Origin of the sequence: Legionella steelei (assembly GCF_001468005.1) — a bacterium.
GTDB classification, from domain to species: domain Bacteria; phylum Pseudomonadota; class Gammaproteobacteria; order Legionellales; family Legionellaceae; genus Legionella; species Legionella steelei.
In genome coordinates this window covers 2,143,126-2,169,989 of the sequence record NZ_LNYY01000019.1, presented here as the reverse complement: position 1 = coordinate 2,169,989, position 26,864 = coordinate 2,143,126, and the positions used below count along the sequence as shown (strand labels likewise).

The following is a 26,864-nucleotide window of genomic DNA, read 5'->3' as shown; positions in this document are numbered from 1 at the left end:
CCCCATGCTAAAAACAATCCGCTGTATCCCATTGTCAATAAAGCTTAGCCTTAGAATGCAATCCTAAGGCTAATTAATATAGTGAATATATTATAAGTTGCAACCATTTTTTAATTAAATGGTCTATTAATTTATGACTGAATTATCAGGTCTATTTTTTTATTAACGTGATCACAACGCGACGATTTGCTGCTCGACCTTCATCTGTATCATTTCTCGCGATTGGATAAAGCTCACCAACCCAAGTCACATGGAGTTTTTCTTTAGGTACGCCAAGCTTTAACAGATATTTTTTAACAATCTTGGCTCGATCTTCAGATATTGCGTTGTTATAACCCTTACGTCCATTTGCATCAGCATAACCAATGACTTTTATTGCTTGTATTTGGGGATCCGCGTCCACATATTGAGCAATACGCCGTAATTGTTCCTTATCTTCATCAGTTAACTCTCTGTCATCTTCTTCATAATGGAACACGCTCTTTCTTATTTGTTGATAATCAAACGGTAGTAAATTGCCAATACATTCCTGATAGCGAGAATAAGGTTTCTGGAATCCAACAGGTGACAAAGCAACCGTTGTGCTAAAACCGGTTTCAGCACGGTAACTGAAATTTGGTTCGTAACCCTGCATTAAAAAAGTAAGTAACCTTAATGTAGCATCTCGTCTCAAATAAAGACCATATTCGCCTGGTTTAACCATTGATTGACCAACTAGAAATGAAGGGGATTCCGGTTTCCACATCGGTGATTTTATAATAATTTTAGTGGGTAAATATCGTTGCACCTCATTCCAGGTTCGTAAAATAAAATGCGGCGGTTTGGCTGCATATTGTTCAAAATATGCGATGCCGTAATTAGGAATAGTAAGTGACAACCCACAGCGAATTGGATTGCGGCTTACTCGCCATCCCTTTGCCCCTAAGGGATTTGCAAATTGCACTTGAGTCATCGTATATGCTGTGCTTATTGTCAGCAGAGTACTCAATGCGATACATGTTAGAAATTGTCCTTTGTGATTCACAAATGCCATCTTTTACTCATTCCTGTGGCTTATTTCATGATATCCTTAGTTATCGGCAAGAACGCAGGAATCTTTACTATGCAAACACTAATAATTAATCGTCCTGATGATTGGCATGTCCATCTTCGTGATAATGAGATGTTACAACACACAGTAGCAGACTGTGCGCAACACTTTGCACGTGCGTTAGTTATGCCAAATCTTAAACCCGCTCTAACTACATTATCTTCAATTAATGAGTATCGAAATAGGATCTTAAACGCCCTCCCTAAAGGAAGTGATTTTGAACCTTATATGACTTTTTATCTAAATGATTCAGTGCATGCCGAAGAATTACATCAAGCAGCACAAGTTTCTTATATACTTGGTGCAAAACTTTACCCTGCAGGAGCAACAACTAATTCTGAAGCAGGTGCAAAATCACTTAAGGATCTTTATCCCCTTTTTGAGGCCTTACAGACTAATGAGTTAGTACTCCAAATTCATGGAGAAGTGACCCATAGTGATATTTTTGAACGTGAATCTTTATTTATTGATGAATATTTAAAACCAATTGTAGCGAACTTTCCCAAACTGCATATCGTCCTTGAGCATATATCAACCCAAGCGGCTGTCGAATATGTGAGCGAAGCGCCAGCAACTGTTGCAGCAACCATTACACCACATCATTTATTATATAATCGCAATAAATTGCTTGTTGGTGGACTTAGACCACATTATTACTGCTTACCTATTTTGAAACATGAAAATGATCAAAAAGCATTGCAAAATGCTGCCTGCAGTGGCAACCCTAAGTTTTTTGCTGGAACAGACAGTGCGCCACATAGTGTCAATACAAAAGAAAATGCATGCGGCTGTGCTGGAATTTATTCGGCGCCATATGCACTTGCTTTATATGCACATGTATTTGATGAATTAGGACAGTTAAAACATCTTAATCATTTTCTCAGTCGCTTTGGCGCTGAGTTCTATCAATTACCCATCAATCAGCAACACCTCGAATTAATTAAATCCCCGCAAACAATACCTGACTATCTACCGTTTGGCACAGGCCAAGTAGTCCCAATTGCTGCAGGTGAAACCATACAATGGAGCGTTCATGGGCTCGCACGATAGTTTACCTAATATGAATTTAAAAGAACGGTTTCGTGGTTTTTTACCTGTGGTTGTTGACGTAGAAACTGCAGGGGTAGATCCATCCAAAAATGCATTGCTAGAAATGTGTATCGTACTAGTTTTTATGGACAAACAAGGTAATCTGCACCGTGGTGAGCGCTATTTTGAACATATTTTACCTTTTCCTGGTGCCGAACTGGATCAAAAGTCTCTAGAGTTTAATCAAATTGATCCCTACCAACCGTTACGTTTTGCTATAGATGAAAAAACTGCTTTAGAAAATCTATTTAAACCTATTTTTACTGCGCTTAAAAAAACTCAATGCCAACGCGCTGTTTTGGTCGGCCATAATGCATGGTTTGATTTGCTGTTTATCAAGGAAGCCATAAAAAGAACTGGCGTTAAATCCCCATTTCATGCATTTACTTGCTTTGATACAGCAACATTAGGCGGATTCATTTATGGGCAAACAGTATTAGCCAAAGCGGTACAGGCGGCAGGAATTCAATTTAATGCTCAGGAAGCACATTCGGCTATTTATGATGCAGAAGTAACCGCCGATTTATTTTGTCACATGGCGAACAAGTGGAAAGTGGTACAAGAAGTAGATAAAAAAAATCAAAATGCTTTAGATTAGAATGGGGATGTAGGGTAGCCTCCAAAGGTCACCCTACACTATAATCTTACAATGTTTCAGAATGTTCGGCCAAATAAGCAGCCACACCTTCAGTGGATGCCTTCATGCCCGCTTTACCTTTTTCCCAGCCAGCAGGGCACACTTCGCCATTTTCTTCAAAGTGCTGTACCGCATCAATGATTCTTATAATTTCATCCATGTTACGACCAATCGGCAAATCATTAACGATTTGTGAGCGAACAACACCATTAGTATCGATAATGAATGCACCTCGGAATGCAACACCTGCAGCAGGATGCTCAACACCATAAGACTGACAAATACTATGAGTCATATCTGCAGCCATAGTAAAGCGAACGGGGCCTATACCACCCTTATTCACTGGAGTATTTCTGTATGCATTATGAGTAAAGTGTGAGTCAATAGAAACAGCAACCACTTCAACATTACGACGCTTGAACTCATCAATTCGATGATCTAAAGCAATCAATTCAGAAGGGCACACAAAAGTAAAATCAAGAGGATAAAAGAACACGAGACCATACTTACCTTTTAAATGCTCGTGTAAATTAAATTTATCCATAATCTCACCGTTAGGCATTACAGCAGCTACGGTAAAATCAGGGGCTTTTCGTCCCACTAATACACTCATTCTATGATCTCCATCATTATAGTTATTATTTATCAATATTATGCAGCAATCGCATCGCGCAACATGGTTTCTAATTCACCTTGTTGGAATAACTCAGCAATGATATCAGAACCACCGATTAACTCACCCTTCACATAAAGTTGTGGGAACGTGGGCCAATCAGAATACTGGGGCAATGTTTGGCGAATGTCAGGATTAGCCAGAATATCGACATAGGCGAAGTCTACGCCGCACGATTCAATGCATTGCACTGCACGCGCAGAAAATCCACATTGTGGCATCTTCGGCGAGCCTTTCATATAAAGCAGGATGGCATTTTCTGCAATTTGCTTTTTAATTTTTTCTAAAGTATCCACGCGCACACCTTAAATTAAGAGAGTTAATTACGCTCATTATCGCGAAAAGCTGTAAAGCCCGCAACCAATAAATTTTTAGCCCAATAGATTAACAGATCCGAAACAAAAAGCCAACTAATGCCCCATTTGAGCTAATAATAATCAAGAAATTCTTGTGGATGTCATATGCCAATTACGCTGATTACCACAAATCGAAGAGTCAGATAGCTACGCCGCTTTTTTTAGTATTATAGATAATCTTCATTGAATATCATGTCCTTCCTGCTACACTTACCCGCAGAATAAAATAATAGGAGATTAGGATGACATTTACATTGCCTGAATTACCATACGCTAAGAATGCGTTAGAGCCACACATTTCCAGTGAAACCCTTGAGTATCATTATGGCAAACATCATCAAGCCTACGTGACTAATTTGAATAAACTAATTCCTGGAACCGAATTTGAATCCATGAGCCTGGAAGAGATCATCAAAGAAGCCAAAGGTGGAATATTTAATAATGCGGCCCAAGTTTGGAATCACACCTTTTATTGGCATTGCCTCAGTCCCAATGGTGGTGGCGAACCCAAAGGTAAATTAGGCGAAGCAATTAATAAGCACTTTGGTTCATTTGATGAATTTAAAAATCAATTTACACAAACTGCAATTACTACGTTTGGCTCCGGCTGGGCCTGGCTTGTTCAAGATGGTAGCGGTGCTTTAAAAATAATCAGCACCAGCAATGCGGGTACGCCAATGACTGAAGGCGTCACGGCATTATTGACTTGCGATGTATGGGAACATGCTTATTATATCGACTATCGTAATGCACGCCCTGATTACGTTTCCGCATTTTGGAAATTAGTCAATTGGGATTTCGTAGCCAGTAATTTGAAATAAGCATTTCTTTTTACTGAGGAAGCCTTTCCTCCATATAGCCTAGAAAAGAAAGTTATGACTATAATGTGACCATCACACGCTCTCTCCCAGAAACGGGAGAGACAATTTTTGAGTTGGGATCAATCCTTCAGTTTTAAGGAAAATACTATGGCTTTAATTACGAGTTACAATCCTATGCCAATAACTTTTACCCATGGAGAAGGTGTTTGGTTGTATGACGAACAAGGAAAGGCTTATCTTGATGGCTTAAGCGGGATAGCAGTTTGCGGGTTAGGACACGCCCATCCCGATGTGACACAAACCATACAGCAACAAGCAGCTAAACTCATTCATACATCCAACACGTTTCATATCAAACAGCAAGAATTACTTGCCGAAAAATTACTATCTATGACGGGGATGGAACAAGTTTTTTTTGCTAATTCAGGCGCTGAAGCGAATGAAGCAGCCATTAAATTGACTCGCCTTTTTGGTCATAAGAAAGGAATAGAAACTCCTTCTATTATCGTTATGGAGCGAGCATTCCATGGCCGCACTATGGCAACGTTAACTGCTTCGGGAAGCCGTAAAGTACAAGCAGGTTTTGAACCCTTGGTTCCCGGCTTTATTCGTGCTCCTTTTAATGATCTAGATGCCATTCATACGATTGCCGCAAATAGAGAAGATGTTGTTGCCGTAATGCTTGAACCCATTCAGGGCGAAGGGGGAATTTATGCTGCGGAAGAAGGTTATCTGCGTGCTCTGGCAAAACTATGTGAACAACACGATTGGATGCTGATTTTGGATGAGATCCAAACAGGAAATGGCCGCACCGGAAAACTGTTTACCTACATGCACTATGACATTCAACCAGATGTTGTTACTACAGCTAAAGGCTTGGGTAATGGCGTCCCTATAGGCGCGTGTCTGATGAGTAAAAGAGCAAAAGATTTATTTAAACCAGGGAATCATGGTTCGACTTTTGGCGGTAATCCCCTGGCTTGCGCTACAGCTTTAACTGTCTTGGACGTCATAGAGCGCGATAAAATTTGTGAGAAGGTCACAAGAAACAGTGCCCTTTTAATGGAAAAATTAATCAAAAATCTTGGCGAACATCCAGGTGTAAAAGGGATCCGTGGCAAGGGTTATATGATTGGTATTGAATTAGATCGACCTGCGACCGATGCGCGTTTATTGGGACTTGCCAACGGCATATTATTTAACGTGACTGCAGAGACCGTGGTACGTCTTTTACCACCATTGATTATTACCGAAGATGAGATTGATGAGTTAGTTAAGCGATTAACCCTAACGATTAATCAATTTATCAAGAATTAATCTTCTGCTAGATATGCGGAACGCTACCAGGGTTTCGCATATACTAATTTATGCACCAGTTCATTTCTTTTGTAGTAGGCCAGGAACCTTAAAGCCACTCATCCTGAGAAGGATAGGACGAAGGAAAGCCTGCACTTTGTTCAGGATGGCGTATCTACATCGCCTTGTTTTTCAATGCCAACTTTTCGTGCACTCTCTTCATATCAATCGATTTTTGCCATTTTGAAATAATCAATGCAGCAATAGCGTTACCAATCATATTGGTTAAAGAACGCCCAGAAGACATAAAACGGTCTACTCCAAGAATGATAACCACGCCCGCAACAGGAATAGTACCTACAGCAGCTAAAGAACTGGCTAATATAATAAAACCACTGCCTGTAACACCAGCAGCGCCTTTTGAACTGATAATCATAATAATTAATAAAAAGATTTGCTGATGGAGGGTTAAATCAGAATTGGTTGCCTGAGCAATAAATAAAGCAGCAAGAGTAAGATAAATTGCCGTTCCATCTAAATTAAAAGAGTAACCGGTTGGGATTACCAAATCTGCCACAGATTTATTACATCCTAATTCCGCTAATTTTTCCAGTAAGTTTGGCATGACTGTTTCAGAAGATGACGTTGCAAAAACAATAAAAATCTCCGTTCTAAAATAATAGATCACTTTAAATATATTTAAACCTAAATAAAAATAAAGTACGCTGCCCAAAATAATTACAACAAATACAATGCAAGTTAAATAAAAACAAATCAATAAGGTAGTTAATCCAAGTAAAGAATGAGCGCCATATTGACCCACTGTATAGGCCATAGCAGCAAACGCAGCCATAGGCGCATAATACATCATCGCATGAATTATCTTAAAAAATATTATTGCCAAATGCTCGCAACCTTCTAAGATAAATTTTCCTTTATTGCCATAAGACATTAAGCCTAATGCAAAGACTATTGCAACAAACAATACCTGCAAAATTTCTCCATGCACAAATGCACTAAAAAATGTTTCAGGAACAATATTTAGTACAAAGTCTGGAACATTATCTATCTGTTCTGCTTTACCAAGGTATGAACGGGCCTCTGATATATTTAAAGACGACGGGTCAATATTCATCCCTCGGCCCGGCTGGCATATATTCGCAACAACCAACCCTAAAGTTAAGGCACAAACAGTTGTTATCAAAAAATAAATCAGTGCTGTACCGCCAATCCTACCCACTGCCTTTAAGTCACTCATGGCAGCAATGCCTGAAACAAGTGTTAAAAAAATGATGGGGGTTATCATCATTTTTATTAGCTTTATAAATAAATCAGCAAAGGGTTTAAAAGAAACCGCTAAGGTTGGAGCAACAACGCCCAGGATGATACCAATAACAATTCCAACAATAACCTGAACATATAACTGTTTAATCAATTTCATAACACGTCCATTAATTACAATGATGGCCTTTCGGCAGATCAGACGTAACAACTAGTTGTTACGTTTATAGCTTTTCCACCACTTACGAAATCCCAGGTTAATAAACTTCTTCTTTCATGATTTCAAAAAAATCGATAACGGTGTCATAAATTTTTCTTAATGCTTGGTTCCTCGATTTTAAATTCAAACACGTATCTTCTTCCGCGTCCACCGCTCGCAGTTTTTGCCAAATAAGCTCAAACATATGGGCATCTATTTTTTTTAATTCCGGCAGCCTATGCTTAATTTTTTCTAGAAGGACACTTTTTTTATTTTTTCTTGACGCAAATAACCTTCCCTCCAATCTGTCCATCAAATCGTGCAATTCATGTTCTTGACCACTGCACGTAATGCGCATAAAACCATCATGCTTTGACAGCCCAAAATAAGACAAAGGGGTAATCATCAAATTGTCTTGGAACAAAAGATAATAAGCCAACTCCTCATCCGTTTTGACCATACCCGTTTTCTGTAATACTCGTGCAACCTCTTTAGGCAAAGGCAGACCGAACATATCGCTAAAATCGGCAAGAACATAAAAAGTGGCCTCTATATGATAGAGGGGATCTGGCATAGCAGCGCCCATGGCTTTTAAGCGCTCAACGACATAATCGACCTTCTTCTTATAAAATGCCGCAATACTCTTTTTTTCCTCATCCCTAAAATTCGCCATCGTTTCGGCATAGGCTGCTTGTGCTGAACGTGGCGCATGGATGAAGTAGCTGATGTTTTTATTGAGCATTTCATTCATCAAGCTTGATTCAAATACTAAAAGTACTGCCATACGCTCACCGGCAGCGGATAAAGCCTTAGTCGCCGAGCGTAAGATGATCACTCGTTCTTGCAAATCTGGGGCAATTCTTAAAAAAGAAGGCATCTCCGCAAAACTCATCTCGGTATACGCTTCATCAAAAATGATGTACAAATCCGGATACTGGCGCAAAACATCGGCAATTTTACTTAACTCACCGGCATCAATAATGTTTCCTAGAGGATTTGATGGATTACAAATTAATATCGCTTTTGGCCAACCATGGTCCATTTCAGCTAATGCATAAGCCTCTTTAATGCTCTCTGCAACTGCTTGCGCAGTAAGTTTGTATCCTGGTGCATCCATGACATGAATAGGATGCAAACAATGTGATGGATTGTTTGAATACACACTGTAATAAGGAAAAGGGGTGATAATTCGATATCCTGGAACATCTTCATAATGAGTATTAAAGGTCTCAAACAGCACCCGCAAGGCACCGATTCCACCCACCGTAAATAATATGTTTTCTGGGTTAATTTCTGCCGTATACCAGTGAGACATAATATCCGCCATTAATTTCCGTGGCGCATAATCACCGCGAGGATCGCCATAATCAATCGCAATATCCTCTTCAATCTGATCAGGATCCATTTGCCATTTTTTGATTAAACCATCTAATCTTTGCCAATAGGAAAGATAAGAGGCAATCGTATGTGAATTAATGGGATAAGTTGGCTTTCCAAGACCGGCAAAGATTAGTTTTTTCGTTGCAGATAAACCTTGTGCTTGAATTTCATCCCTTAACGTATTTGCCCATAAGGCCAACAACATTACTTTTTCAATTTTATTAGCACAATGCCCATCAGGAGTTAACATAATGTCACCGGAAATTTAACCTTGCTCATTATATCAGAATACAAATAAAACATAATATCAAGTTTCAGAACAACTGAATCAATAAAAATCCTATGTTGATAGAAAATTAGGGATTATTTATCTATGCTTAAAAATAAAAGTGTTCTTCTATTTCAATTGAGTCAGTTGACCCCGCTCAAAAATACATGATAATTCATGTTTTTTAGAATTGGGATGCAATATACGCTAAATTAAGAATTATTATTGATAATGGAAAAAAATGGCAAAAAAAGAAACCTCCAACTCGACGAATTTAGTAGCCGATTTAGAAAAAACAATCCATACGTTGCAAAAAAAAATCAATCACTTGGAAGCCCAGTGCAGCCAATTAAAAGGCCTGCTTGATGCCTTGCCTGGAGATATTTATTGGAAAGACTTAGCAGGAGTGTGGTCTGGGATGAATCAACGCTGTGTTGAAAGTCTTCACCATATGAAATTTATCACTGAATGCAGTGAAAATGAGGTTATTGGTAAAACGGATTATGAGATATTTAATAAACAAAGTGCGGAGCTTTTTCGGACCAACGATCTTGAAGTAGTCGAAAAAAATGTTGAATTGTCACGGGAAGAAAAGACGCTTTTACCTTCAGGTGAAGAAATTATTTTACTTTCGACTAAAAAACCATTATTGGATAAAGCAGGCAAAATTGTCGGTATAGTTGGTAATACCATCGACATCACTTATCTTAAAAAAATCGAAGCTGAGCTCACGCAAGCTAAAGACAAAGCAGAAGCAGCAAACCGCGCTAAAGATGAGTTTATTCGTCATATGAGCCACGATATTCGTACCCCCTTAAGCGGGATTATTGGCATGTCGAGCATACTGGAGCAGGCGGCTGAAGATACGCAATTAAAAGAACATGCGCATATGATCAATATCAGTGGAGAGCACCTCCTTGCTCTGCTTAATGGGGTACTCGATATTATTGCGGCAGGTAGTCAACAAGAAAATATAATCAATGAATCGGTATGCAATGTTCATGATTTGATTCGCAGCATCACGGATCTGGAATTTCCGACCATTACTTTGAAAAAACTGGATTTAGTAGTGAGTGTTGACATGAATACGCCGCAATGGATAACGACAGATGTGATAAAGCTGCACCGGATCTTATTAAACCTATTAGGTAATGCGGTTAAATTTACGGAAAAAGGTGTTGTTGAAATTGGTGTCCGGCCAAAATCACAAAGCCCTGGCAAAACAGTTCTGGAGTTTTTTGTCAAAGATACGGGAACAGGCATTAAACCAAAAGATAAAGATAAAATATTCAAACGTTTTTATCGTGCAACACCTGCTGATCAAGGGATCTACTCAGGCCATGGTGTAGGGCTGCATATAGTGAAACGCTATACTCAATTATTAAAAGGAAAAATACGTGTCGACTCAACCTATCATGTGGGGACTACATTCACACTGACAATTCCCGTACATCACGCAGAACAACCTACAAACAGGCATGAGCCAGTCGCATCCAGCATCGCCGCGAAAAAAAGTACTCTAGAAAAAGCAAAGGGCGCACCCTTTGTACTGCTTATTGAAGATAATGCGATTGCTTTAAAGATGATAGAGAATCTTTTGCAACAACTTAGGATCCGCTTTTTATCGGCATCGACAGGGAGCAAAGCACTGGAATTATTTCAAACACATATTTTTGACTGGGTATTAAGCGACATCGGTCTGCCTGATACTACCGGGATAGAATTAGCGAAACAATTTCGCTTGCATGAACAAAATCATCATCGCCCCCCCACTCCCATCATTGGTTTAACAGCCCACGCTGTGGCTGATGTCGAAAAGGAGTGTTTGCAGGCAGGAATGAATCGAGTAATTACTAAACCCCTGCGCAGTCATATGCTGGAAGAGTTCTTGGAACATTACAACGTCAATCCACAAGCTCATGATTTGCCCTCCACCAAGTTTGAATCCATGCTGCCCATTGATGAATATCCATTATTCGATATGACTCATGGGGTAAACAATCTCGGCTCAGAAACGGCACTCAAAAAAATATTGCCCCTATTCATTGAAGAAAATGTCAAAGACTTAATAAAAACAACACAAGCATGGGAAAAACAAGATCTCATTGAGATTCATAAAATCACCCATAAAATAAAAAGTAGTGCCCTTTATTGTGGTACCATCCGCATGCGTCATGCGTGCGAGGCTCTGGAAAAGCATTTCCAACACCATCCACAAATGTACCCGCAAGCGCTGTACCAACAATTTCTCCAAGTGCATCAGGAAACCATCGCCGCGGTGCAAGATTGGATCCAACAATAATTTAATCTTGTGTTAATATTGCCCAATGTGTATAATGGCGAGTACTTACGTAGAGCACCTTAAAATCCAAGGTTATTATGGCTGGCTATTTTCCTCTTGGTGATATTGTCTTTCCGTTTTTATTTAAAGATGGTAAAGGCCAAATTGAAACAAAAGCGTCCTCGTTAGAGCTGACATTAGAACAGCGCGATAACGTGGTGATGGTGCATGAGTCAATCCCCGTTCAATCACTTGAAGCATTCTTTAAGTTTCTTGAGACGAGACCAGATTTAACCAAAAAACACATCTTGTTTGGCGTCATCGGCCAAGGAGCGACCGAACAACATATTGTCGCTATGCATCTCCCACCCAATGGTGCACAAGCTAAAGTCTACGACTCCAAATACAGTAATCCTGAACGTTTTTTTGCGCGTGAGCCATCAAAAAATACCATCACCGGAATTGCAAAAGGCTTGTTTCACGCCTTAAACCCATTCGCAAGCCCAGAACAAACGGTTAACTTAAGCCATTTTAACGCGCAGCAAATTAAATCAGCCAGCTATTATTCTTTTGGAACCCAATCATTTTTTGATGGCGTTACTTGTGGTTATCATACCGGGAGTCTCATCAAAACTTTAGCAGGTTTTCTTGAACAAGATCCCAATGCCAACCCAAGTCCTAAACAGCTTTTAGATGCAACCACCGCTCCCGTAAGCACTTCAGCCCAAAAACTGTGTATGCACAAGGCACCAAGAGTTCCAGAAACGTCTTTTTTTTCTTTTGTGAAAAAAGCCTGGCAAGATACTTTTTTGCCTCTTGTTGCCGAAGAAGAAAGGGATGCCCATCATTTTGGGCATTACTTTATGGGTTGGCCACAGGCCAACGGCTCTAAAATAGCTTATTTTATAACCCTAAAATTTATTACTGCGCCGATAACTAATTTGTTGTCACTTGCCGTCGAGTTTCCACTTAATCTGTTGAGTGAGGCATCCTCTTTTATAAAGAATAAATTATTTTCTTGGGCGCCAACCAATGGCGTAACTCAGAGCATACGCAGTGTTTTACTGCTCACAACTATGGGTCTACAAGGATTATTTCAAGGTGCATACTATCTGCTGAGAACGATTACTTCGCCTATGGCCAGCTTTAAGGCAGCGCATAAAATTCATCCTGTCTTGGGATACCTGAGTGCTTTAGCCTCAGCATGTTTTATTGGTGCAATAGTCGCCTCACTGACAATATTCGCACCGCCCATATTAGCAGCACTGATGCCAACTATGGGACCTGGTGCAATTGCCATGCTCAATATTCTGGCCTATCCTTTTGCCCAATTATTTTCTTTATTGAGTGTATCGATTCCCGCTGCTACAGGCGCTGCCCTCACTTTTGCCACCGGCGCATTAACTTTAGCTATCCTGCATATGCTCGGTCGCAAAACAATTTATCCAGAAGAAGGCACGTCAGCAGCAGATAACAAAAAAGTGTCACCGCCACGGACTGTGGATATTGAGGATGAAGATGACAGTGATGATCTTCTCAAAGGATATGAAGTAGTGGGGGAAAGCGAGCCTTATGTTCACGGAACAAGTGGGATGTTAAATACTTCCTTTGGACGACGACGCCCCGTAAAAGCCAAAGAAAAATCTGGCGATGACATCATCGCTCAGGATATCATAGTACATCACTCAATATAAAAAAATTTGCGTCACATGAATAACGTCCTTGATACACTAATATCTGAAGTGGATAATGCACTACGCACTTTATTTCCCCCCGCTCAAAGAATGAGCGCTCGCCCCTCACCAGCAGAACAACTTGCTGATACGAACCTTTCTAGTAAAGAAAAAAAACATATTGCTGGACTTATGCGCGTCAATCACGCAGGAGAGGTTTGTGCTCAAGCACTTTATCAAGGCCAGGCATTAACCGCACAATTAACCCATATTAAAAAGCAAATGAGCGATGCAGCAGCCGAAGAAACCGACCATTTGGCCTGGTGTGAAATGCGATTAGCAGAATTGAATTCAAAACCAAGTATCTTAAATCCTTTTTGGTATGGTGGATCAATGCTTTTAGGAGCAATTGCAGGCTTCGCCGGCGATAAAATCAGCTTGGGTTTTGTTGTAGAAACCGAGCGGCAAGTATCAGCTCACTTGCAACGCCATTTAGATAACTTACCAGAGCACGATAAAAAGTCCCAAGCAATCCTCGTTAAAATGAAAGAAGATGAAGAACACCATGCAGCTACGGCATTAAACGCTGGAGCAATTGAACTTCCTTATCCGGTGAAACAGTTAATGCGGATTGTTTCTAAATTAATGACTAAAAGTAGTTACTATGTATAATGGTTTGATGCGTTAACATTCATAAATGTACTTGTAGCTAGGGTGAAGCGAAACCGGTTTCGGTCCTACGGACATTCACCTAGGCCACCCTTAAGGTTTATTTTTTTGCGCAAGATGCGCCAAATACAACCTTTCGGTGCATGGGGCATGAATGGATACAAATAAAGTTATGGCACAAGGAACTATTAAATATGGACTCAGCCATTTTATTCACACTTTTTGTTATCTTGATTGCCTATGTCTTTGACTTTATCAATGGCTTTCATGATGCAGCAAATTCCATAGCAACGATTGTTACGACCAAGGTTTTGACCCCTAGACAAGCAGTAATATGGGCTGCTTTTTTCAATTTCATCGCTTTTTTAGTTTTCAATCTGACCGTAGCAAAAACCATAGGCAGTGGATTAATTAATACCGATTTTGTCGATGCACATTTTATTTTAGCCACATTGATTGGCGCTATATTTTGGAATCTTGTCACTTGGTATTATGGACTTCCTTCAAGCTCATCACATGCTCTGATTGGCGGCCTAGCTGGTGCTGCAATAGCCAAAGGCGGATTTTCATCCCTCAAGCTTTCAGGTTTCATCAAAGTAATTGGTGGAATTTTCATTTCACCAGCGTTCGGATTATGTGTTGCCCTGCTCCTAATCTATTTTTTTAATACATTATTACGTCATAAAAAGAAAACTGAATTCAAATTCTTTAAAGTATTTCAGCTGTGCTCTTCTGCATTACTGAGCTTAACCCACGGCAGTAATGATGGACAAAAAACTATGGGCATCATTTCTATATTGCTGTTTTCATCAGCATGGATTCAAGGGCCATTTTATGTTCCTTTTTGGGTAGTCATTTCATGCCAGGCAGCGATTAGTCTCGGGACTCTGGCTGGAGGATGGCGTATCGTACATACAATGGGGACCAAAATAACAAAACTTGATCCCATGAAGGGCTGTGCTGCGGAAACTGGCGCCGCCATGTCGCTTTTTATAGCAACTCAATGTGGTATTCCTGTCTCAACCACACATACCGTGACAGGAGCAATTGCCGGCGTGGGTTTAGCGAACGGAGTTAATGGAACACATTGGCATGTCATCAAACGAATTTTCTTTTCCTGGATCATTACAGTTCCTGCCGCAGGAATAATTGCTGCGGCATTGGTATTAAGCCACATCTAAGAGAGCTCAGTGCCTCGGTCCTCGTCATCCCGAGTGCAACGAGGGATCCCCAATCATATCCTGATACTATACCCCCGCTATACTCGGGTGTGTTAGGCAATTCGTTGATAAAGGTAAAGTAGGCTGGACTGATAAGCCCAGCATGTAACAGGCCAATATATTTCCTTTTAAGACCAATGAACAAACCCTTGTTAACTGAACTTAGGATGCGGTGTTTCATGATGAACATTTTGGAGAATACGAAATTAATTCAGCAAATGCTGGGCTTATCAGTCCAGCCTGCACTGCTATTTTGTCAACGAATTACCTAACACATCCGGGCACAGCTCTTAGCCATTTTTTTGCAACGCACTACGGGTATAACTAAAAGAAAAGTAAATGACCAACCCGACTCCCATCCAAATCAAAAAACGCATTAGCGTAATTGAAGGCAAATTAATGATCAAATAAAGACAGGTTGCCATCCCTAAAATAGGCACCAAAGGCTTTCCTGGGGTTTTAAACGGACGATGCATCTCTGGCCTTTTATAATGTAAATATAACACACCGGCACAGACAATAAAAAATGCAAATAAAGTACCGACATTAACTAGCTCAGCTAAAACATCCATGGGAACAAAAGCAGCAAGCGATGCCATTAAAATGCCACACAATACAATAATCCTTATGGGCGTATGAGTATATGGATTTGTTTTGGAAAAAATCTTCGGTAATAGGCCATCACGCGTCATTGCTAACATAACGCGCGTTAGACCATAAAATAACACCAGCATGACGGTAGTTAATCCGGCAATAGCACCCAGGCTTATCAAGCTCGCAGCTGATTTATAACCTAAAACTAATAAAGCATGGCTGATGGGGGAGGCAACATTGAGGGTACTGTAGTGCGCGATCCCTGTTAATAATCCAGAAACAACAATATATAAAATGGTGCAAATAAATAAAGAACCTATGATTCCTATAGGTAAATCACGCTGCGGATTGATTGCTTCTTCGGCAGCGGTAGATACTGCATCAAATCCAATATATGCAAAAAATATTAATGATGCACCTTGAATTACACCGTGCCAACCAAAAGGTAAAAATGGCGACCAATTAGACGGCTTAACTTCCCCTAAAGCAATTCCGATAAAAAGAAGAACAACAAACAGCTTAATCATCACCATAATATTATTGACTCGGGTACTTGATTTGACCCCCCAAATTAATAATGCAGTTAAAATTGCAATAATCAGGCAAGCTAATAAATTAAAAAAACCACCATTCTCTGGGCCAGACAAAAGTGTTTTCGGGAGATTTATTTTTATCGCCATAAGAAAATCATTTGCATAACCGCTCCATCCAACAGAAACTGCAGAAACAGAAATGGCATATTCCAACAACAAGTCCCAACCCACAATCCAGGCAATTAACTCACCAAAACCAGCATAGGCATAACCGTAAGCACTACCACATCCACCTATAGATGCAGCCAGTTCTGCATAAGATAACGCTGAAAAGATGCAAGCAAACCCAGCCAATACATAAGAAAAGATAATTCCAGGCCCCGCGTCTTTTGCCGCAACAACTCCTGTCAAAATAAAAATACCAGCGCCTATAATCGCCCCAACACCTAAAAGGGTCAGATCAAAAGCTGTTAAGCATTTAGTCAGATGTGATTCATCGGCCAATGATGCATTGATCTCTTTTTTACGAAACAAGTCCATGGTATGCTCACCGTTTTTAAACTCATATTTCTATATAAATAAGCAAGAACGCTGCCAAATCAGCATAGGAAATTCTGATCAAAGTTTATATTTGTAGTATAGCTCCCGCTTAGGTTAAAAATTAAATGAAAAACTTTACGGTACGAATGATCATTATTGGTCTATTAACACTGTTTTCCTTTAATACTTACAGCAGTAATCCGCCTGTAATTTCTTCTTCATCTATATCTAATGACAAAACGCATAAGACTGGTTCTTTGACAATTAAAACCCCGCAAGAGGCAACTGCAGAACCCAAGGGGTGTAAATATTGGCTTCCATTATTTAAACATTTTTGCCATCACCTTCATCAGACATGGACTGAGGGAAGTACCGATCTTTATCTTTCTGGTTATGCCTGGCATAACCGTTTTACCTATTCTGCAGAACAGATCCAGAAAAAAAAATACAACGAGCTTGCTTGGGGTGGAGGATTTGGCAAGGGATTTTTTGATGAGAAGGGAAATTGGCATGGCCTGTACACATTTGCGTTCCTTGACTCCCACCGTAATGTAGAACCAATTGCTGGATACGCCTATTTGAAAGTAGCAAATCTGACTAAGGACTTTAAGGCTGGATTGGGATTTTCTGTATTTGTTACCTCACGGCCTGATATTTTTCATAGTATTCCTTTTCCGGGCGCAGTCCCATGGGCAGGGGTATTCTATAAAAAATTTGCCTTAAAAGCTTCCTATGTGCCTGGCTCATCAACCAACGGCAATGTTCTTTATATTGTCGGAACATACTCCTTTGATAAGTAAAACTACATGTAGCCTGGGTGCAGCCCCAGGCTACAAAATGCATATCTGCTTTTTTTAAGAGAATGTGCTATGTTTTAAGTACCTCTATCAGAAGATTCTTAAAATGAAATCCTTTATTGAACAAGCACAATTTTATGCCGCGTATCACCAAAACATGCAAACACGTTACACCCATATGGCAGGAGTCCCTATCATTATTTTATCGATAATGATTCTGCTAGGGTTCATAAAAATCATTATGCCCGGTGTTTTTGCAACAAATCTTGCCTGTTTAGGAACCCTCATTGCTTTAATTTACTATTTCCGTTTAAATTGGCAGTTGGCTTTAGCACTTACACCAATCATGATCATCTTGTTATTAATAGCCAATTGGTTTAGCCAAGATGGCCCAACAACTTTAGGCGTTTGGTCATTTGTCATTCTGTTTATCTTAGGCTGGGGGTTACAATTTTACGGCCATTATCTGGAAGGTAAAAAACCTGCATTCATGGATAACTTGTGCCAAGCACTCATCGCTCCTTTATACCTGGTTGCAGAATTATTTTTTATGGCAGGTCTCATGCAATCCTTAAAAAAACAAATATACGGTACTGAAAAAGATACGCTTTAATTAAGAGTCGTTGTTCGTAAGCTGGGCTGCTAAGCCCAGCATTAGCAGAATTAACACAACGATCGCTTGCTGGGCTTCTTAGCAGCCCAGCCTACGAACCGCCACCAGGACAAACCCAATTTACTCCTCAGAGACAGACTCTTGGCTTTCCAAATGAATCTTACGGAAAAACTGATGAATCAGAGGTGAAAGTATAATCACCATAATTGCAATAAAAGCCAAACCACTAAATAATGCATAGCATCCTGCAAAGATCTTTCCATGAGTTGTTACCAAGTTGGATGCAGGCCCCATACCAGAAAGAATCATCGAAGCATTCATGAAGGAATCAACCCAGGACATACTCTCCCAATAATGATATCCCCACATACCTATAAAAAGCGCCAAAGAGGTCATTAGTAGCCCGAAAAAAGCATTACGTAGCATATGTAGATATACATTAGCAGGTATTTTTTTCTTATGTTTTTTCATTTGTACTCCCTGTACACAAATTATCAGTTCAAGCCTCGGCGAATTGCGGCATCATTATTTTAAAACAATAATGAATTTTTTGATTTCGTTTAAAGTCCAGATCAATAGTTTGCGCGCTAATATCTTGTACTGAATACTTTTCTTTAAGTATTGGATCCAATTTAAATTGACGTAGATTGGTAGAGAAATATAACACCCCATCTGGATTTAACAAACGCATGGCCGAATTCACCAAAGACAGATGATCACGTTGGATGTCCAAGGTGTCTGTCATGCGTTTAGAATTGGAAAAACTAGGTGGATCTAAGAAAATAACATCGAAGCGATCGCGAGCAACCTTCATCCATTCACGACAATCAAATTGCACAAACTGATGTTTGGATAAATCAAGATGATTGAGTTTGAAATTTTCTTCAGCCCATCGTAAATATGTATTAGACAAATCGACATTAGTGGTTAACGCGCCGGCTAAAGCAGCATGAATACTGGCACTGGCCGTATAACAAAAACAATTGAGAAACCGCGTTCCTGGTTTCAATTTAGCAAAGCTTAAGCGCATTAGACGATGATCCAAAAATAAACCTGTATCCAGATAATCATATAAATTAACTTTAAATTTAGCTTGGCCTTCTGTTACAACCATGGTTTGTCGGCTTTGCCCTAGTTTTTGGTATTGCTCACTTCCTTTTTGTTGTTTGCGCTGCTTTACGACCAAATGGTGAGGCTCGAGCCCCAACACTTTTGGAACAACTTGTATTACTTCTAAACTGCGCTTCTCTACTTTATGAATAGGAATACTTGTAGGAGCCGCATATTCCTGTAGTACAGCATAATCATTATATACATCAATGGCATATGCATATTCAGGTAAATCAGCATCATATACTCGGTAACATGAAATATGGTTCTTATTCGCCCATTTTTGTAAATGACGATAATTTTTTTCTATCCGATTAAACAGCATCTGTGCACTTTCAGACAAAGTATGGCTCATGCTTCCTTTAAGCTCATTGGTCACATGAATATCCAAGCAATAAAGCTTACACTCCAATGCACCGTTATATATAGTGTATTGTTTGCCGGCACGTAATCCTAAGGCCTTTGCTAAAATAGGATTGGACGTCAAAACAGCTGCCTGCCAACCTTGATAATGCGCATGCAAAATTTTGCCTAGTTGCTGATAGAGAGGAACCAAATGGGTCGCCTCACTGAGACGCTCGCCATAGGGCGGATTACAGACTACTAATCCTGTTTTTGCTGAAGCCTGAACTTCTTTTAAGGCTTGGGTTTTAAACTCAACCAAGGGAGCCACGCCAGCACGCTCAGCATTAGCACGTGCTATAGCAATTATCTTGTTGTCCGCATCCGTACCTAATAAAGTCAAAGGCATTGATTTAACTTGCTGCAAAGCATCTACACGTATTTTTTCCCATAATGAGGATTGATGCTGTGCCCAATGTTGCAAGGATTGGTCCTGGCGCAACAAACCAGGAGCAATATGTGCCGCCATCATCGCTGCTTCAATAACCAAAGTACCTGCACCGCAAAAAGGATCATGCAGCGCATACCCTTTCGCAGCCAATTCTGGCCATTTAGCGCGCATAAGTAATGCCGCAGCAACATTTTCTTTTAGGGGAGCAGCACCTGCTTTTTGGCGATATCCTCTTTGATGTAAGCTGTATCCAGTAAGATCAAAGCTCACCGTAACGACATCATTTTTTAAATAGGCATGGATAAGAATTTGTGGCTTTTCCTTATCCACCGAAGGACGAGAATGATCTAAGCGGCGGAAATGATCAACGATTCCATCCTTAACCACCTGAGCGCCATACATGGTATTGCGAATGTGCTCGGAAGCGCCATGAAATTCAATCGCAATGGTTTTATCGTGTGAGAAAACCGTCTGCCAGTGAAATTCGGTACACAGCTGATGCAGAGCCTGTTCATTACCAGCATATCCACTAAAAAGAATTAATTGCACGCGGTTCGCTATTCTTGACCAAAGACATAATTTATATAGGGTCAACAAATTGGCCTCGCCATACACACCTTGTGGATTAACACGTGTAACCGACAAGCCTATGGCTTTTACTTCTTCTTCTAATAAATATTCAAGTCCACGTGGACAGCTAATGAATAGAGAATAGTTCATTCTATGGATGACCTCAAATAGCGAAACAGTGCTTTGGCAGCACCTGTATTTTTTTCTTTCTGCTGATCATCAACTGCTTTTTTAATGAGTTGTCTTAAATGCTGAACATCTTCAGGTTGATAAGCTTCAATAAATGCTGTTAATGCGTCTTTTCCCTCGTTAATCAAGCGATCACGCCAAAGCTCAACCTCATGGAAAGATGCAGTCACCGCACTGTCTTCTTCGAGTAATCGCTCATAAGCAGCCAAAATTTCTTCATAATCGGCAGCACGCATCAGCTTGCCAATTAATTGTGCTTGCCTTCTTTTCGCCCCATGACTTTTAATTGCTTTTGCCTCGACAATTGCTTTGTACAAATTTTCGGGAAGGGGAAGTAAATCAAGCTTGGCCAAACTCAAGTCGATAAATTTTACACCTGTTTTTTGCAAGAAATCGGCTTCTCTTTTTTTCTGTGATTTACTGACTGGTTCATCCATAGTGGGTTCTTTTTAATCGTAAAATTAGCTAATGATACTATATACTGCACACGCTCACCAAATGAGCGTGTGCAGCATGGATTATTATTCAGCTGCTACAAGAGAAGCAGGGCTTGGAGTTTGTACATACTGTTTGCTGGGTCTAGAACGTAAATACGTACGTCCCACGGCAAAGAAGTTATAAATCAGGATGAATAATAAAAGTAAATGCAACCAAGTAATAGTTAATTGCATAAAAATAGGAATAGTAATTAGGACACCTAAACACCCTGACAGGCTTAGAATCATGGTTTTCTTTAGAGGGATTTTATCGTGTTTTAAGAACACCAACGTAGTTAACGGTTGTTGCATGGCTCCGGCAGTAGTCATAATTGGGAATGCGACTACAGGCGAAATATTCATTAAAAAGAGCACACCTTGTACCATAACGAACAAACCAACACCCACGGAGGTTAAAGCGCCACAAACCACCATCGCTAAGAAACCTACGATCAATTTCCAGGAACTCAACTCGGTGAGCTCACCGCCAACAGGTAATAAACGAAACTCATGTGACACTAAGAGCAGAATAATTAAAGCAAAGCAACAAATCATAGACAAACGAATCGCTTGCTTACTTAAGTGACTCACGACAAAACCACCCAGTAAACCACCAACACAAGTTCCCATAACTAAGGTTAGAAGAGTAGTTAAATCAACATCAATTAGACCCATAAAAAATAATGATTCGATTGTTCCGGGGATAACTTGAGCCCCATTATTCACAGCAGGCATTTCATCATCACGAAATGTACCCGTCAATTTTGCCAAAGCGACATTGACAGCAAAACTACCAATACCCAAAGTATCTGCAATAAAAGCAATCACACCACTGATACCTAATTTCAAATATTGCATAAAAGACAGTGGCTCAGCCGGCTGGCGAACGAGTTTGAAAACCATAACGGCTACGCAAAGCAGGCTTAATACCAAAATGCTTAGAGTAATAAAAAAAATGACCATTCGGCTACCAACCTAAATAAATATTGAACTGCGCAATTATATACTAATTCTGCTGCCCAGCAAACAACATTCAGATTAAAAATAGTGCTTTATGAATTGCGTAAGGACACAAATAAGCCACTTTTAATTTGGCCTGATCGTTAAAGTAGCCAGGGTGGAATGGCGCCGTAACTCGGATTTAAGATAAAAAATCAGACTCCGGTCCCCCGGGTTCCGCTTCACTTCACCCAGGCTACAAAAGAAAGCATAAGTGGGCTGGGCTGTAAGCCCCGCGCTTGTTGACATCAATTCTACTCACAAAGAAATATTTTGGAAGTAATTAGTTGCTCATGCAGCTGGTAGTACTGACACCTACCTGAGCAAAAACCGACTGAACCATTTGTCGATCCACGTTCAAATCCTTAGCAGCATAAACTACGCCACAAGCGCCTTTAATAAAGTTAGTCGTCGGAGTCCAATATTTGCTGTTGGCAATAATCATCATCTGATAGGACTTTTTAATACCTATATTTTTGGCCAATAAATAAAATGCTTTATTAAATATGCCGCTCGCCGTATGCACAATAAAACTTTGTCTCTCTTGAGGGTTGGTAATACGTGATTTGGCGTAAGCAACTAAATCAGGATAACTAATTGCACAATAGGCACCATGACTTTGGGCCAGTTTTTTATCCAAACAATCAGCAGAACTACCATCTGAAGAAGGAAAATCCATAAAGCGTAAAGCCTTACCAAACGATTCGCGCACAATAGTCTCGCCAATGCCCCATGTTACCGTATTGGACTCCAGATACAGCTTATTATAAAGCTGAGGAAATTTCTCCAAGAGATAAGCTCGTGCTGCTTGGCCAGCCATATCTGATAATGATTCATTAAGCGCGCCGGACTGATCATGATACTCAAGGCCAGAATGCTGTTCCGTAAAACCATGAGTCACCTCATGACCGGCTACATCCAAAGACACCAAAGGATAAAAATCCTCACCATCGCCAAAAGACATGAATTGTCCATCCCAAAAAGCATTATCATAATGCTGGCCAAAATGAACGCGCATCACTAACTGCATTGGGGTACCATTCGTATTTTGTAGCGCACTGATGCCGTACCATTCTTGATACATATCCACAATTGTTTGGCCAAAATAATAAGCATCATTAGTTGGTGAAAATGCACCATTGATGTTTTCTTCGATATTCTTGTTGCACGGATATTCAAAAGGAGTAGTCAATAGATCATTCCAATCCCAGGCAGAGTTCAGATTAACCAGTTTTACTTTGGATGTATCCATAATGCATTGGCTGCCATTTTGAATTACTTCCAAAAAAGGTAATCCATCTCGTCCATACCAATACTCATGAACTTTTTCATTGCCGCCAGGCCCGCCATCCATATAATTTTTTATATTGTTCCATTCCTTAGTGATTTCACCGCTTTGCGCATCTACGATAAAAAATGGCCATGCTGGCTTATTGTCACCCTGAGTTGTTTTAAATGAAACCTGATAAACCAATTTCAACTCATTCTGCTGTTCTGCTCTGATTTGCAGTTCACTCAACTCTTCATAAGTAGGCATTTGTGGATTAAAGCTGAACCAAGATTTTTTCGCCAAATCAATCGCTTGATTCGAGGTCAGTACGGGTTGTATGTTTAGTTGGATGTCGTTGAGTAAATGTCCATTTACTTGTCCATCCTCTTTAGTAATCATAATTTGTGCACCAACCACAGGGATTCCTCGATACATTTGTTGATACCGCATGATGGTTTTTGCGTGTTCTTGAGTCTGATTTACTGGCTGTAATGTATTTTTTTCTGCGTTTGCACTAACAGCAACTCGCGCTTTTGCATGAGACGTTTGCTTGAGTGAAAATTGATTTAAACTACTTAAGGGCGCTTGATATAAATCCAGTTCGGTTACAGCAAATGCATCATAAGTGACAAAAACAAGAGTGGCGCACAAAAGTTTTTTTAACATAAAAATCACTCAAAAAATCTACAATGGCATCATGATGGCATGAAAATAAACAATCCACAAGTTGCTTGTGCAAATATTATTCTTTGCCAACTTAGCAAATATAAGCTAATTTTTTCAATCAATTAACTCATCAGATGCGGTATACTCTTGCAAAAATGATGGGCTCTGTATATGGTTATGCCCCCGGTTAGTTTTAAGGATAAACTCATGAGCCGCGCAAAATCACCATGGTTATATTTTGCACTACTTCTAATTGTTCCAATCCAGCTTTTATGGGCAAAAGAATCCTTTAAGACTTTGGAAAAAGCGTCACTAATCATTAATGCTGGAAATAGCGCGCAAAACTGCTCTAACGCACTGCAAAATTGTGTGATCCAAATTAGCCAAAACCTCCCTCAGTGCCTGCCTAAACCAGGGGCCATTACGATTACCAACAACTCGAGAATCGTGGCAAATAATATACAAGCATCTTCCGCAGACAGTAATTTCATTAATTATGTCGTGCAAAACAATAGCTGTCCTGCTTTCTTGCAACCAGGGCAAAGCTGCAGCATTAGCTTTTTTACCAATACGTCAATAGCCTTTTTAATTTCTAATGTACTGGTCAAAGGCACAAATACCAGTTCGACTTTTTTTAATATGCAGGCATTAGCTTGTGCTACGCCACAAGCAGAACTATCTGCCACGCCAACTACAGTCAATTTAATCACCGGAGGCTCATCGCAAAACGTCACCGTAACCAATATTGGTAATGTGAATGCAAATAATGTGCAAGCTACATTAGCCTCTTCTAACCTTGGCATTATGTTAACAAACAATTGCCCTTCTACTTTAGCGCCAAATACTTCGTGTCAATTCACTTTTACACCGGGTTCCAACGCTGGCAGCACCACAGCAACGATCGCGGGCTCGAACACGATAAATTCAGTTTCCATAGGAATTACAGAAACAATACCGCAAGCAAAACTAAGTGCCAGTCCAACGACAATCAATTTAACCTACGGAGGAGCAGCACAGAGTGTCGCAGTGACTAATATCGGTAATGCAAATGCAAATAATGTACTGGCTACATTAAACTCTCCTACTCTTGGCATTATGGTGTCAAGCAATTGTCCTTCTGTTTTACTGCCGAATGGTTCATGCCAAATCACTTTTACACCGGGTTCCAGCGCTGGCAGCACCACGGCAACGATCGCGGGCTCAAACACGGTAAACTCAGTTCCCATAGGAATTACAGAAACGATACCGCCAACAACACTCAGTGTCACACCCTCATCGTTCACGACGACTATAGGTCAAAGTCAATTGGTGACGGTAACTAATATTGGAAGTGCATCTGCACTCAACGTCACGGCATCACCAACGAGCCCTCTTAGCATACAAAGTACAACTTGTGACTCCAGTTTATCGTCTGGAAACTCATGTCAGCTAACATTTAGCGCAACAGGAACAACCACTCAAAATGTTCCTATCAATGGTGACAACACCAATACAGTCAGTTTATCAGCTACTGTGCTTGGCGCAGTTGCTGGAGCACCTAGTCATTTAACTTCAACAGCAGGGAATGGGCAAGCTACACTCACGTGGAGCGCGCCTACGAATACAGGAGATTCCGCTATTACAGGTTATACCATTACCCCTTTTATTGGCAGCGTGGGACAAACAGCGGTAACAGTAGGCAGTTCTGTTTTAACTACTACGATAACAGGCCTTACTAATGGAACAACTTATACTTTTACGGTGGCTGCGAATAATGCCAGTGGTACAGGTATTCTTACCTATAGTAATTTTGTAACGCCTAGCTCTGGGCTTGTTGTCAATCCTTCAACTCTAGCACTTTCAGGTATTGGTGGTGGCGCTCCAAGAACTATCACAGTAACCAATACCAACCTAGTACCCACTACTATAGGCTCTATTTCTGGTCCTACGCCTGCATTACCAGGCTCAGGATCAGGAGCTGCAAGCATTACATCAAATAATTGTTTAACTACTTTATTACCGGGTGCTTCGTGCACAGTAACCGTTGATCCTGGATCTGCAGCCAACACCAGTGCTAACTGTACGACAGGGCCAACCCCGAGTGTTTTAACATTCACTCCTGATATTGGAAGTTCAGTGGATGCAAACATTCTTATCTTAGGTTATGGATGTATCTATCAAAGTGGCTATCTTTTTTCAATTGATGACACAACACCGACTACAGCAAGCATCGGGGGAATTGTTGCCGCATTAAGCGATCAGGTATCTCCCTCTACAGGCATTTATTGGAGTCCAGGTGGGATAGATACTCCGATTTGGGGGATAGGAGACCGTTCCATCCCCTCCACCGCCTTCTACCCTTCACCTAATGCTACGTCCCCTTACCCTGCTATTCTTGTTTTGGGACAGGCAAATTGTGATGGCCCAGATGATGGATTCTGCAACAGCAGTAATATGCTTACCTCATTTTCAACCGGTAATACTTATTCTGCAGGAATATGTCAAGGTATTAGTGATGGAGGATATTTAGATTGGCATTTACCTGCAATGTGTGAGCTAGGACCATTTAATCCATATAGTCCTTCTTCTCTATGTACCCCAGGGAGCACGAATATGCTCGATGAATTATTCTTACAGGGTATTGGTGGATTAGTTAATAATGGTACCTACTGGAGTAGCACAGAAGCGTCGGATGTAGCAATTTTTTCATGGAACCGACAATTTGGCTCACCTAGCTCCCAACAGCTTAATGGGAAAAATTTTACGTTTGGTATTCGCTGCGCTCGTAATTTGGCAAATTAA

General features: G+C 40.3%; 22 protein-coding genes. 11 read left to right on the top strand and 11 right to left on the bottom strand.

The window, feature by feature from the left end; translation table 11 throughout:
- Positions 1–151 precede the first annotated feature (151 nt).
- On the bottom strand, positions 152–1,033 hold the full coding sequence (locus Lste_RS13545) for a flagellar protein MotY (RefSeq protein ID WP_058511449.1): 882 nt from the start codon (positions 1,031–1,033) through the stop codon (positions 152–154).
- 69 nt (positions 1,034–1,102) lie between these two features.
- Between Lste_RS13545 and pyrC the strand changes: the two genes are divergently transcribed.
- The gene (gene pyrC / locus Lste_RS13540) at positions 1,103–2,140 is read left to right on the top strand and encodes a dihydroorotase (RefSeq protein WP_058511448.1); all 1,038 of its coding nucleotides are present in this window, start codon (positions 1,103–1,105) and stop codon (positions 2,138–2,140) included.
- Positions 2,124–2,777 (top strand): ribonuclease T, encoded by a 654-nt coding sequence (gene rnt, locus Lste_RS13535; protein WP_058511447.1) that lies wholly within the window; start codon positions 2,124–2,126, stop codon positions 2,775–2,777. The genes pyrC and rnt overlap by 17 nt, the downstream gene beginning before the upstream one ends.
- Positions 2,778–2,823: 46 nt before the next feature.
- Here the strand turns inward: rnt and Lste_RS13530 are convergent, their stop codons facing one another.
- Both Lste_RS13530 and grxD read right to left on the bottom strand, forming a co-directional pair.
- The gene (locus Lste_RS13530) at positions 2,824–3,429 is read right to left on the bottom strand and encodes a peroxiredoxin (protein ID WP_058511446.1); all 606 of its coding nucleotides are present in this window, start codon (positions 3,427–3,429) and stop codon (positions 2,824–2,826) included.
- A 38-nt stretch (positions 3,430–3,467) separates the two neighbouring features.
- On the bottom strand, positions 3,468–3,785 hold the full coding sequence (gene grxD / locus Lste_RS13525) for a Grx4 family monothiol glutaredoxin (protein WP_058511445.1): 318 nt from the start codon (positions 3,783–3,785) through the stop codon (positions 3,468–3,470).
- A gap of 302 nt (positions 3,786–4,087) precedes the next feature.
- Between grxD and sodB the strand changes: the two genes are divergently transcribed.
- The gene (gene sodB, locus Lste_RS13520; protein ID WP_058511444.1) at positions 4,088–4,666 is read left to right on the top strand and encodes a superoxide dismutase [Fe]; all 579 of its coding nucleotides are present in this window, start codon (positions 4,088–4,090) and stop codon (positions 4,664–4,666) included.
- Between the two features lie 147 nt (positions 4,667–4,813).
- On the top strand, positions 4,814–5,983 hold the full coding sequence (locus Lste_RS13515; protein WP_058511443.1) for an aspartate aminotransferase family protein: 1,170 nt from the start codon (positions 4,814–4,816) through the stop codon (positions 5,981–5,983).
- 154 nt (positions 5,984–6,137) lie between these two features.
- Here the strand turns inward: Lste_RS13515 and dctA are convergent, their stop codons facing one another.
- Together dctA and Lste_RS13505 are read right to left on the bottom strand one after the other, a co-directional pair.
- Positions 6,138–7,403 carry a C4-dicarboxylate transporter DctA gene (dctA, locus tag Lste_RS13510; protein ID WP_058511442.1) on the bottom strand — a complete coding sequence of 422 codons (1,266 nt, stop codon included), beginning with the start codon at positions 7,401–7,403 and terminating at the stop codon, positions 6,138–6,140.
- A gap of 97 nt (positions 7,404–7,500) precedes the next feature.
- Positions 7,501–9,072: a pyridoxal phosphate-dependent aminotransferase gene (locus Lste_RS13505; RefSeq protein ID WP_058511441.1), complete on the bottom strand. Its 1,572-nt coding sequence runs from the start codon at positions 9,070–9,072 to the stop codon at positions 7,501–7,503.
- A gap of 259 nt (positions 9,073–9,331) precedes the next feature.
- On the opposite strand from Lste_RS13505, the gene Lste_RS13500 reads away from it, so the two are divergent.
- The 4 genes from Lste_RS13500 (at position 9,332) to Lste_RS13485 (ending at position 14,894) form a co-directional block, all read left to right on the top strand.
- Complete coding sequence (locus tag Lste_RS13500) at positions 9,332–11,392, top strand: ATP-binding protein (RefSeq protein ID WP_058511440.1); 2,061 nt, start codon at positions 9,332–9,334, stop codon at positions 11,390–11,392.
- A 77-nt stretch (positions 11,393–11,469) separates the two neighbouring features.
- Positions 11,470–13,065, top strand: coding sequence for a hypothetical protein (locus Lste_RS13495; RefSeq protein ID WP_058511439.1), 1,596 nt, complete (start codon positions 11,470–11,472; stop codon positions 13,063–13,065).
- Positions 13,066–13,080: 15 nt separating this feature from the next.
- The gene (gene coq7, locus Lste_RS13490) at positions 13,081–13,716 is read left to right on the top strand and encodes a 2-polyprenyl-3-methyl-6-methoxy-1,4-benzoquinone monooxygenase (RefSeq protein ID WP_083503969.1); all 636 of its coding nucleotides are present in this window, start codon (positions 13,081–13,083) and stop codon (positions 13,714–13,716) included.
- Positions 13,717–13,907: 191 nt separating this feature from the next.
- The gene (locus tag Lste_RS13485) at positions 13,908–14,894 is read left to right on the top strand and encodes an inorganic phosphate transporter (protein ID WP_058511437.1); all 987 of its coding nucleotides are present in this window, start codon (positions 13,908–13,910) and stop codon (positions 14,892–14,894) included.
- Positions 14,895–15,223: 329 nt separating this feature from the next.
- Here the strand turns inward: Lste_RS13485 and Lste_RS13480 are convergent, their stop codons facing one another.
- Positions 15,224–16,600, bottom strand: coding sequence for an amino acid permease (locus Lste_RS13480; RefSeq protein ID WP_058511436.1), 1,377 nt, complete (start codon positions 16,598–16,600; stop codon positions 15,224–15,226).
- A 125-nt stretch (positions 16,601–16,725) separates the two neighbouring features.
- On the opposite strand from Lste_RS13480, the gene pagP reads away from it, so the two are divergent.
- Positions 16,726–17,400, top strand: coding sequence for a lipid IV(A) palmitoyltransferase PagP (gene pagP / locus Lste_RS13475; RefSeq protein ID WP_058511435.1), 675 nt, complete (start codon positions 16,726–16,728; stop codon positions 17,398–17,400).
- Positions 17,401–17,503: 103 nt separating this feature from the next.
- Complete coding sequence (locus Lste_RS13470; RefSeq protein ID WP_058511434.1) at positions 17,504–18,010, top strand: Mpo1 family 2-hydroxy fatty acid dioxygenase; 507 nt, start codon at positions 17,504–17,506, stop codon at positions 18,008–18,010.
- Between the two features lie 120 nt (positions 18,011–18,130).
- On the opposite strand, the gene Lste_RS13465 is transcribed toward Lste_RS13470, so the two are convergent.
- The 5 genes from Lste_RS13465 to Lste_RS13445 form a co-directional block, all read right to left on the bottom strand.
- Positions 18,131–18,481 carry a hypothetical protein gene (locus Lste_RS13465; protein WP_058511433.1) on the bottom strand — a complete coding sequence of 117 codons (351 nt, stop codon included), beginning with the start codon at positions 18,479–18,481 and terminating at the stop codon, positions 18,131–18,133.
- 28 nt (positions 18,482–18,509) lie between these two features.
- The gene (gene rlmKL / locus Lste_RS13460) at positions 18,510–20,633 is read right to left on the bottom strand and encodes a bifunctional 23S rRNA (guanine(2069)-N(7))-methyltransferase RlmK/23S rRNA (guanine(2445)-N(2))-methyltransferase RlmL (protein ID WP_058511432.1); all 2,124 of its coding nucleotides are present in this window, start codon (positions 20,631–20,633) and stop codon (positions 18,510–18,512) included.
- A complete protein-coding gene (yjgA, locus tag Lste_RS13455) occupies positions 20,630–21,109 on the bottom strand; it encodes a ribosome biogenesis factor YjgA (protein ID WP_058511431.1) in 480 nt (159 codons plus the stop codon). The genes rlmKL and yjgA overlap by 4 nt, the downstream gene beginning before the upstream one ends.
- An 84-nt stretch (positions 21,110–21,193) precedes the next feature.
- Complete coding sequence (locus tag Lste_RS13450; protein ID WP_058511430.1) at positions 21,194–22,111, bottom strand: hypothetical protein; 918 nt, start codon at positions 22,109–22,111, stop codon at positions 21,194–21,196.
- A 319-nt stretch (positions 22,112–22,430) separates the two neighbouring features.
- A complete protein-coding gene (locus Lste_RS13445) occupies positions 22,431–24,083 on the bottom strand; it encodes a M4 family metallopeptidase (protein ID WP_058511429.1) in 1,653 nt (550 codons plus the stop codon).
- Between the two features lie 207 nt (positions 24,084–24,290).
- Here Lste_RS13445 and Lste_RS13440 point away from each other — a divergent pair, with 207 nt between their 5' ends.
- On the top strand, positions 24,291–26,864 hold the full coding sequence (locus tag Lste_RS13440; protein ID WP_058511428.1) for a beta strand repeat-containing protein: 2,574 nt from the start codon (positions 24,291–24,293) through the stop codon (positions 26,862–26,864).

Coding starts and splice junctions, on each gene's coding strand:
- Lste_RS13515 (WP_058511443.1), top strand. CDS start 4,814: ATGGCTTTAATTACGAGTTACAATCCTATGCCAATAACTTTTACCCAT.
- yjgA (WP_058511431.1), bottom strand. CDS start 21,109: ATGGATGAACCAGTCAGTAAATCACAGAAAAAAAGAGAAGCCGATTTC.
- Lste_RS13530 (WP_058511446.1), bottom strand. CDS start 3,429: ATGAGTGTATTAGTGGGACGAAAAGCCCCTGATTTTACCGTAGCTGCT.
- sodB (WP_058511444.1), top strand. CDS start 4,088: ATGACATTTACATTGCCTGAATTACCATACGCTAAGAATGCGTTAGAG.
- Lste_RS13500 (WP_058511440.1), top strand. CDS start 9,332: ATGGCAAAAAAAGAAACCTCCAACTCGACGAATTTAGTAGCCGATTTA.
- Lste_RS13440 (WP_058511428.1), top strand. CDS start 24,291: ATGAGCCGCGCAAAATCACCATGGTTATATTTTGCACTACTTCTAATT.
- Lste_RS13445 (WP_058511429.1), bottom strand. CDS start 24,083: ATGTTAAAAAAACTTTTGTGCGCCACTCTTGTTTTTGTCACTTATGAT.
- rnt (WP_058511447.1), top strand. CDS start 2,124: ATGGGCTCGCACGATAGTTTACCTAATATGAATTTAAAAGAACGGTTT.
- Lste_RS13505 (WP_058511441.1), bottom strand. CDS start 9,072: ATGTTAACTCCTGATGGGCATTGTGCTAATAAAATTGAAAAAGTAATG.
- Lste_RS13545 (WP_058511449.1), bottom strand. CDS start 1,033: ATGGCATTTGTGAATCACAAAGGACAATTTCTAACATGTATCGCATTG.
- Lste_RS13495 (WP_058511439.1), top strand. CDS start 11,470: ATGGCTGGCTATTTTCCTCTTGGTGATATTGTCTTTCCGTTTTTATTT.
- coq7 (WP_083503969.1), top strand. CDS start 13,081: ATGAATAACGTCCTTGATACACTAATATCTGAAGTGGATAATGCACTA.
- pagP (WP_058511435.1), top strand. CDS start 16,726: ATGAAAAACTTTACGGTACGAATGATCATTATTGGTCTATTAACACTG.
- pyrC (WP_058511448.1), top strand. CDS start 1,103: ATGCAAACACTAATAATTAATCGTCCTGATGATTGGCATGTCCATCTT.
- dctA (WP_058511442.1), bottom strand. CDS start 7,403: ATGAAATTGATTAAACAGTTATATGTTCAGGTTATTGTTGGAATTGTT.
- Lste_RS13470 (WP_058511434.1), top strand. CDS start 17,504: ATGAAATCCTTTATTGAACAAGCACAATTTTATGCCGCGTATCACCAA.
- Lste_RS13465 (WP_058511433.1), bottom strand. CDS start 18,481: ATGAAAAAACATAAGAAAAAAATACCTGCTAATGTATATCTACATATG.
- Lste_RS13450 (WP_058511430.1), bottom strand. CDS start 22,111: ATGGTCATTTTTTTTATTACTCTAAGCATTTTGGTATTAAGCCTGCTT.
- rlmKL (WP_058511432.1), bottom strand. CDS start 20,633: ATGAACTATTCTCTATTCATTAGCTGTCCACGTGGACTTGAATATTTA.
- Lste_RS13485 (WP_058511437.1), top strand. CDS start 13,908: ATGGACTCAGCCATTTTATTCACACTTTTTGTTATCTTGATTGCCTAT.
- Lste_RS13480 (WP_058511436.1), bottom strand. CDS start 16,600: ATGGACTTGTTTCGTAAAAAAGAGATCAATGCATCATTGGCCGATGAA.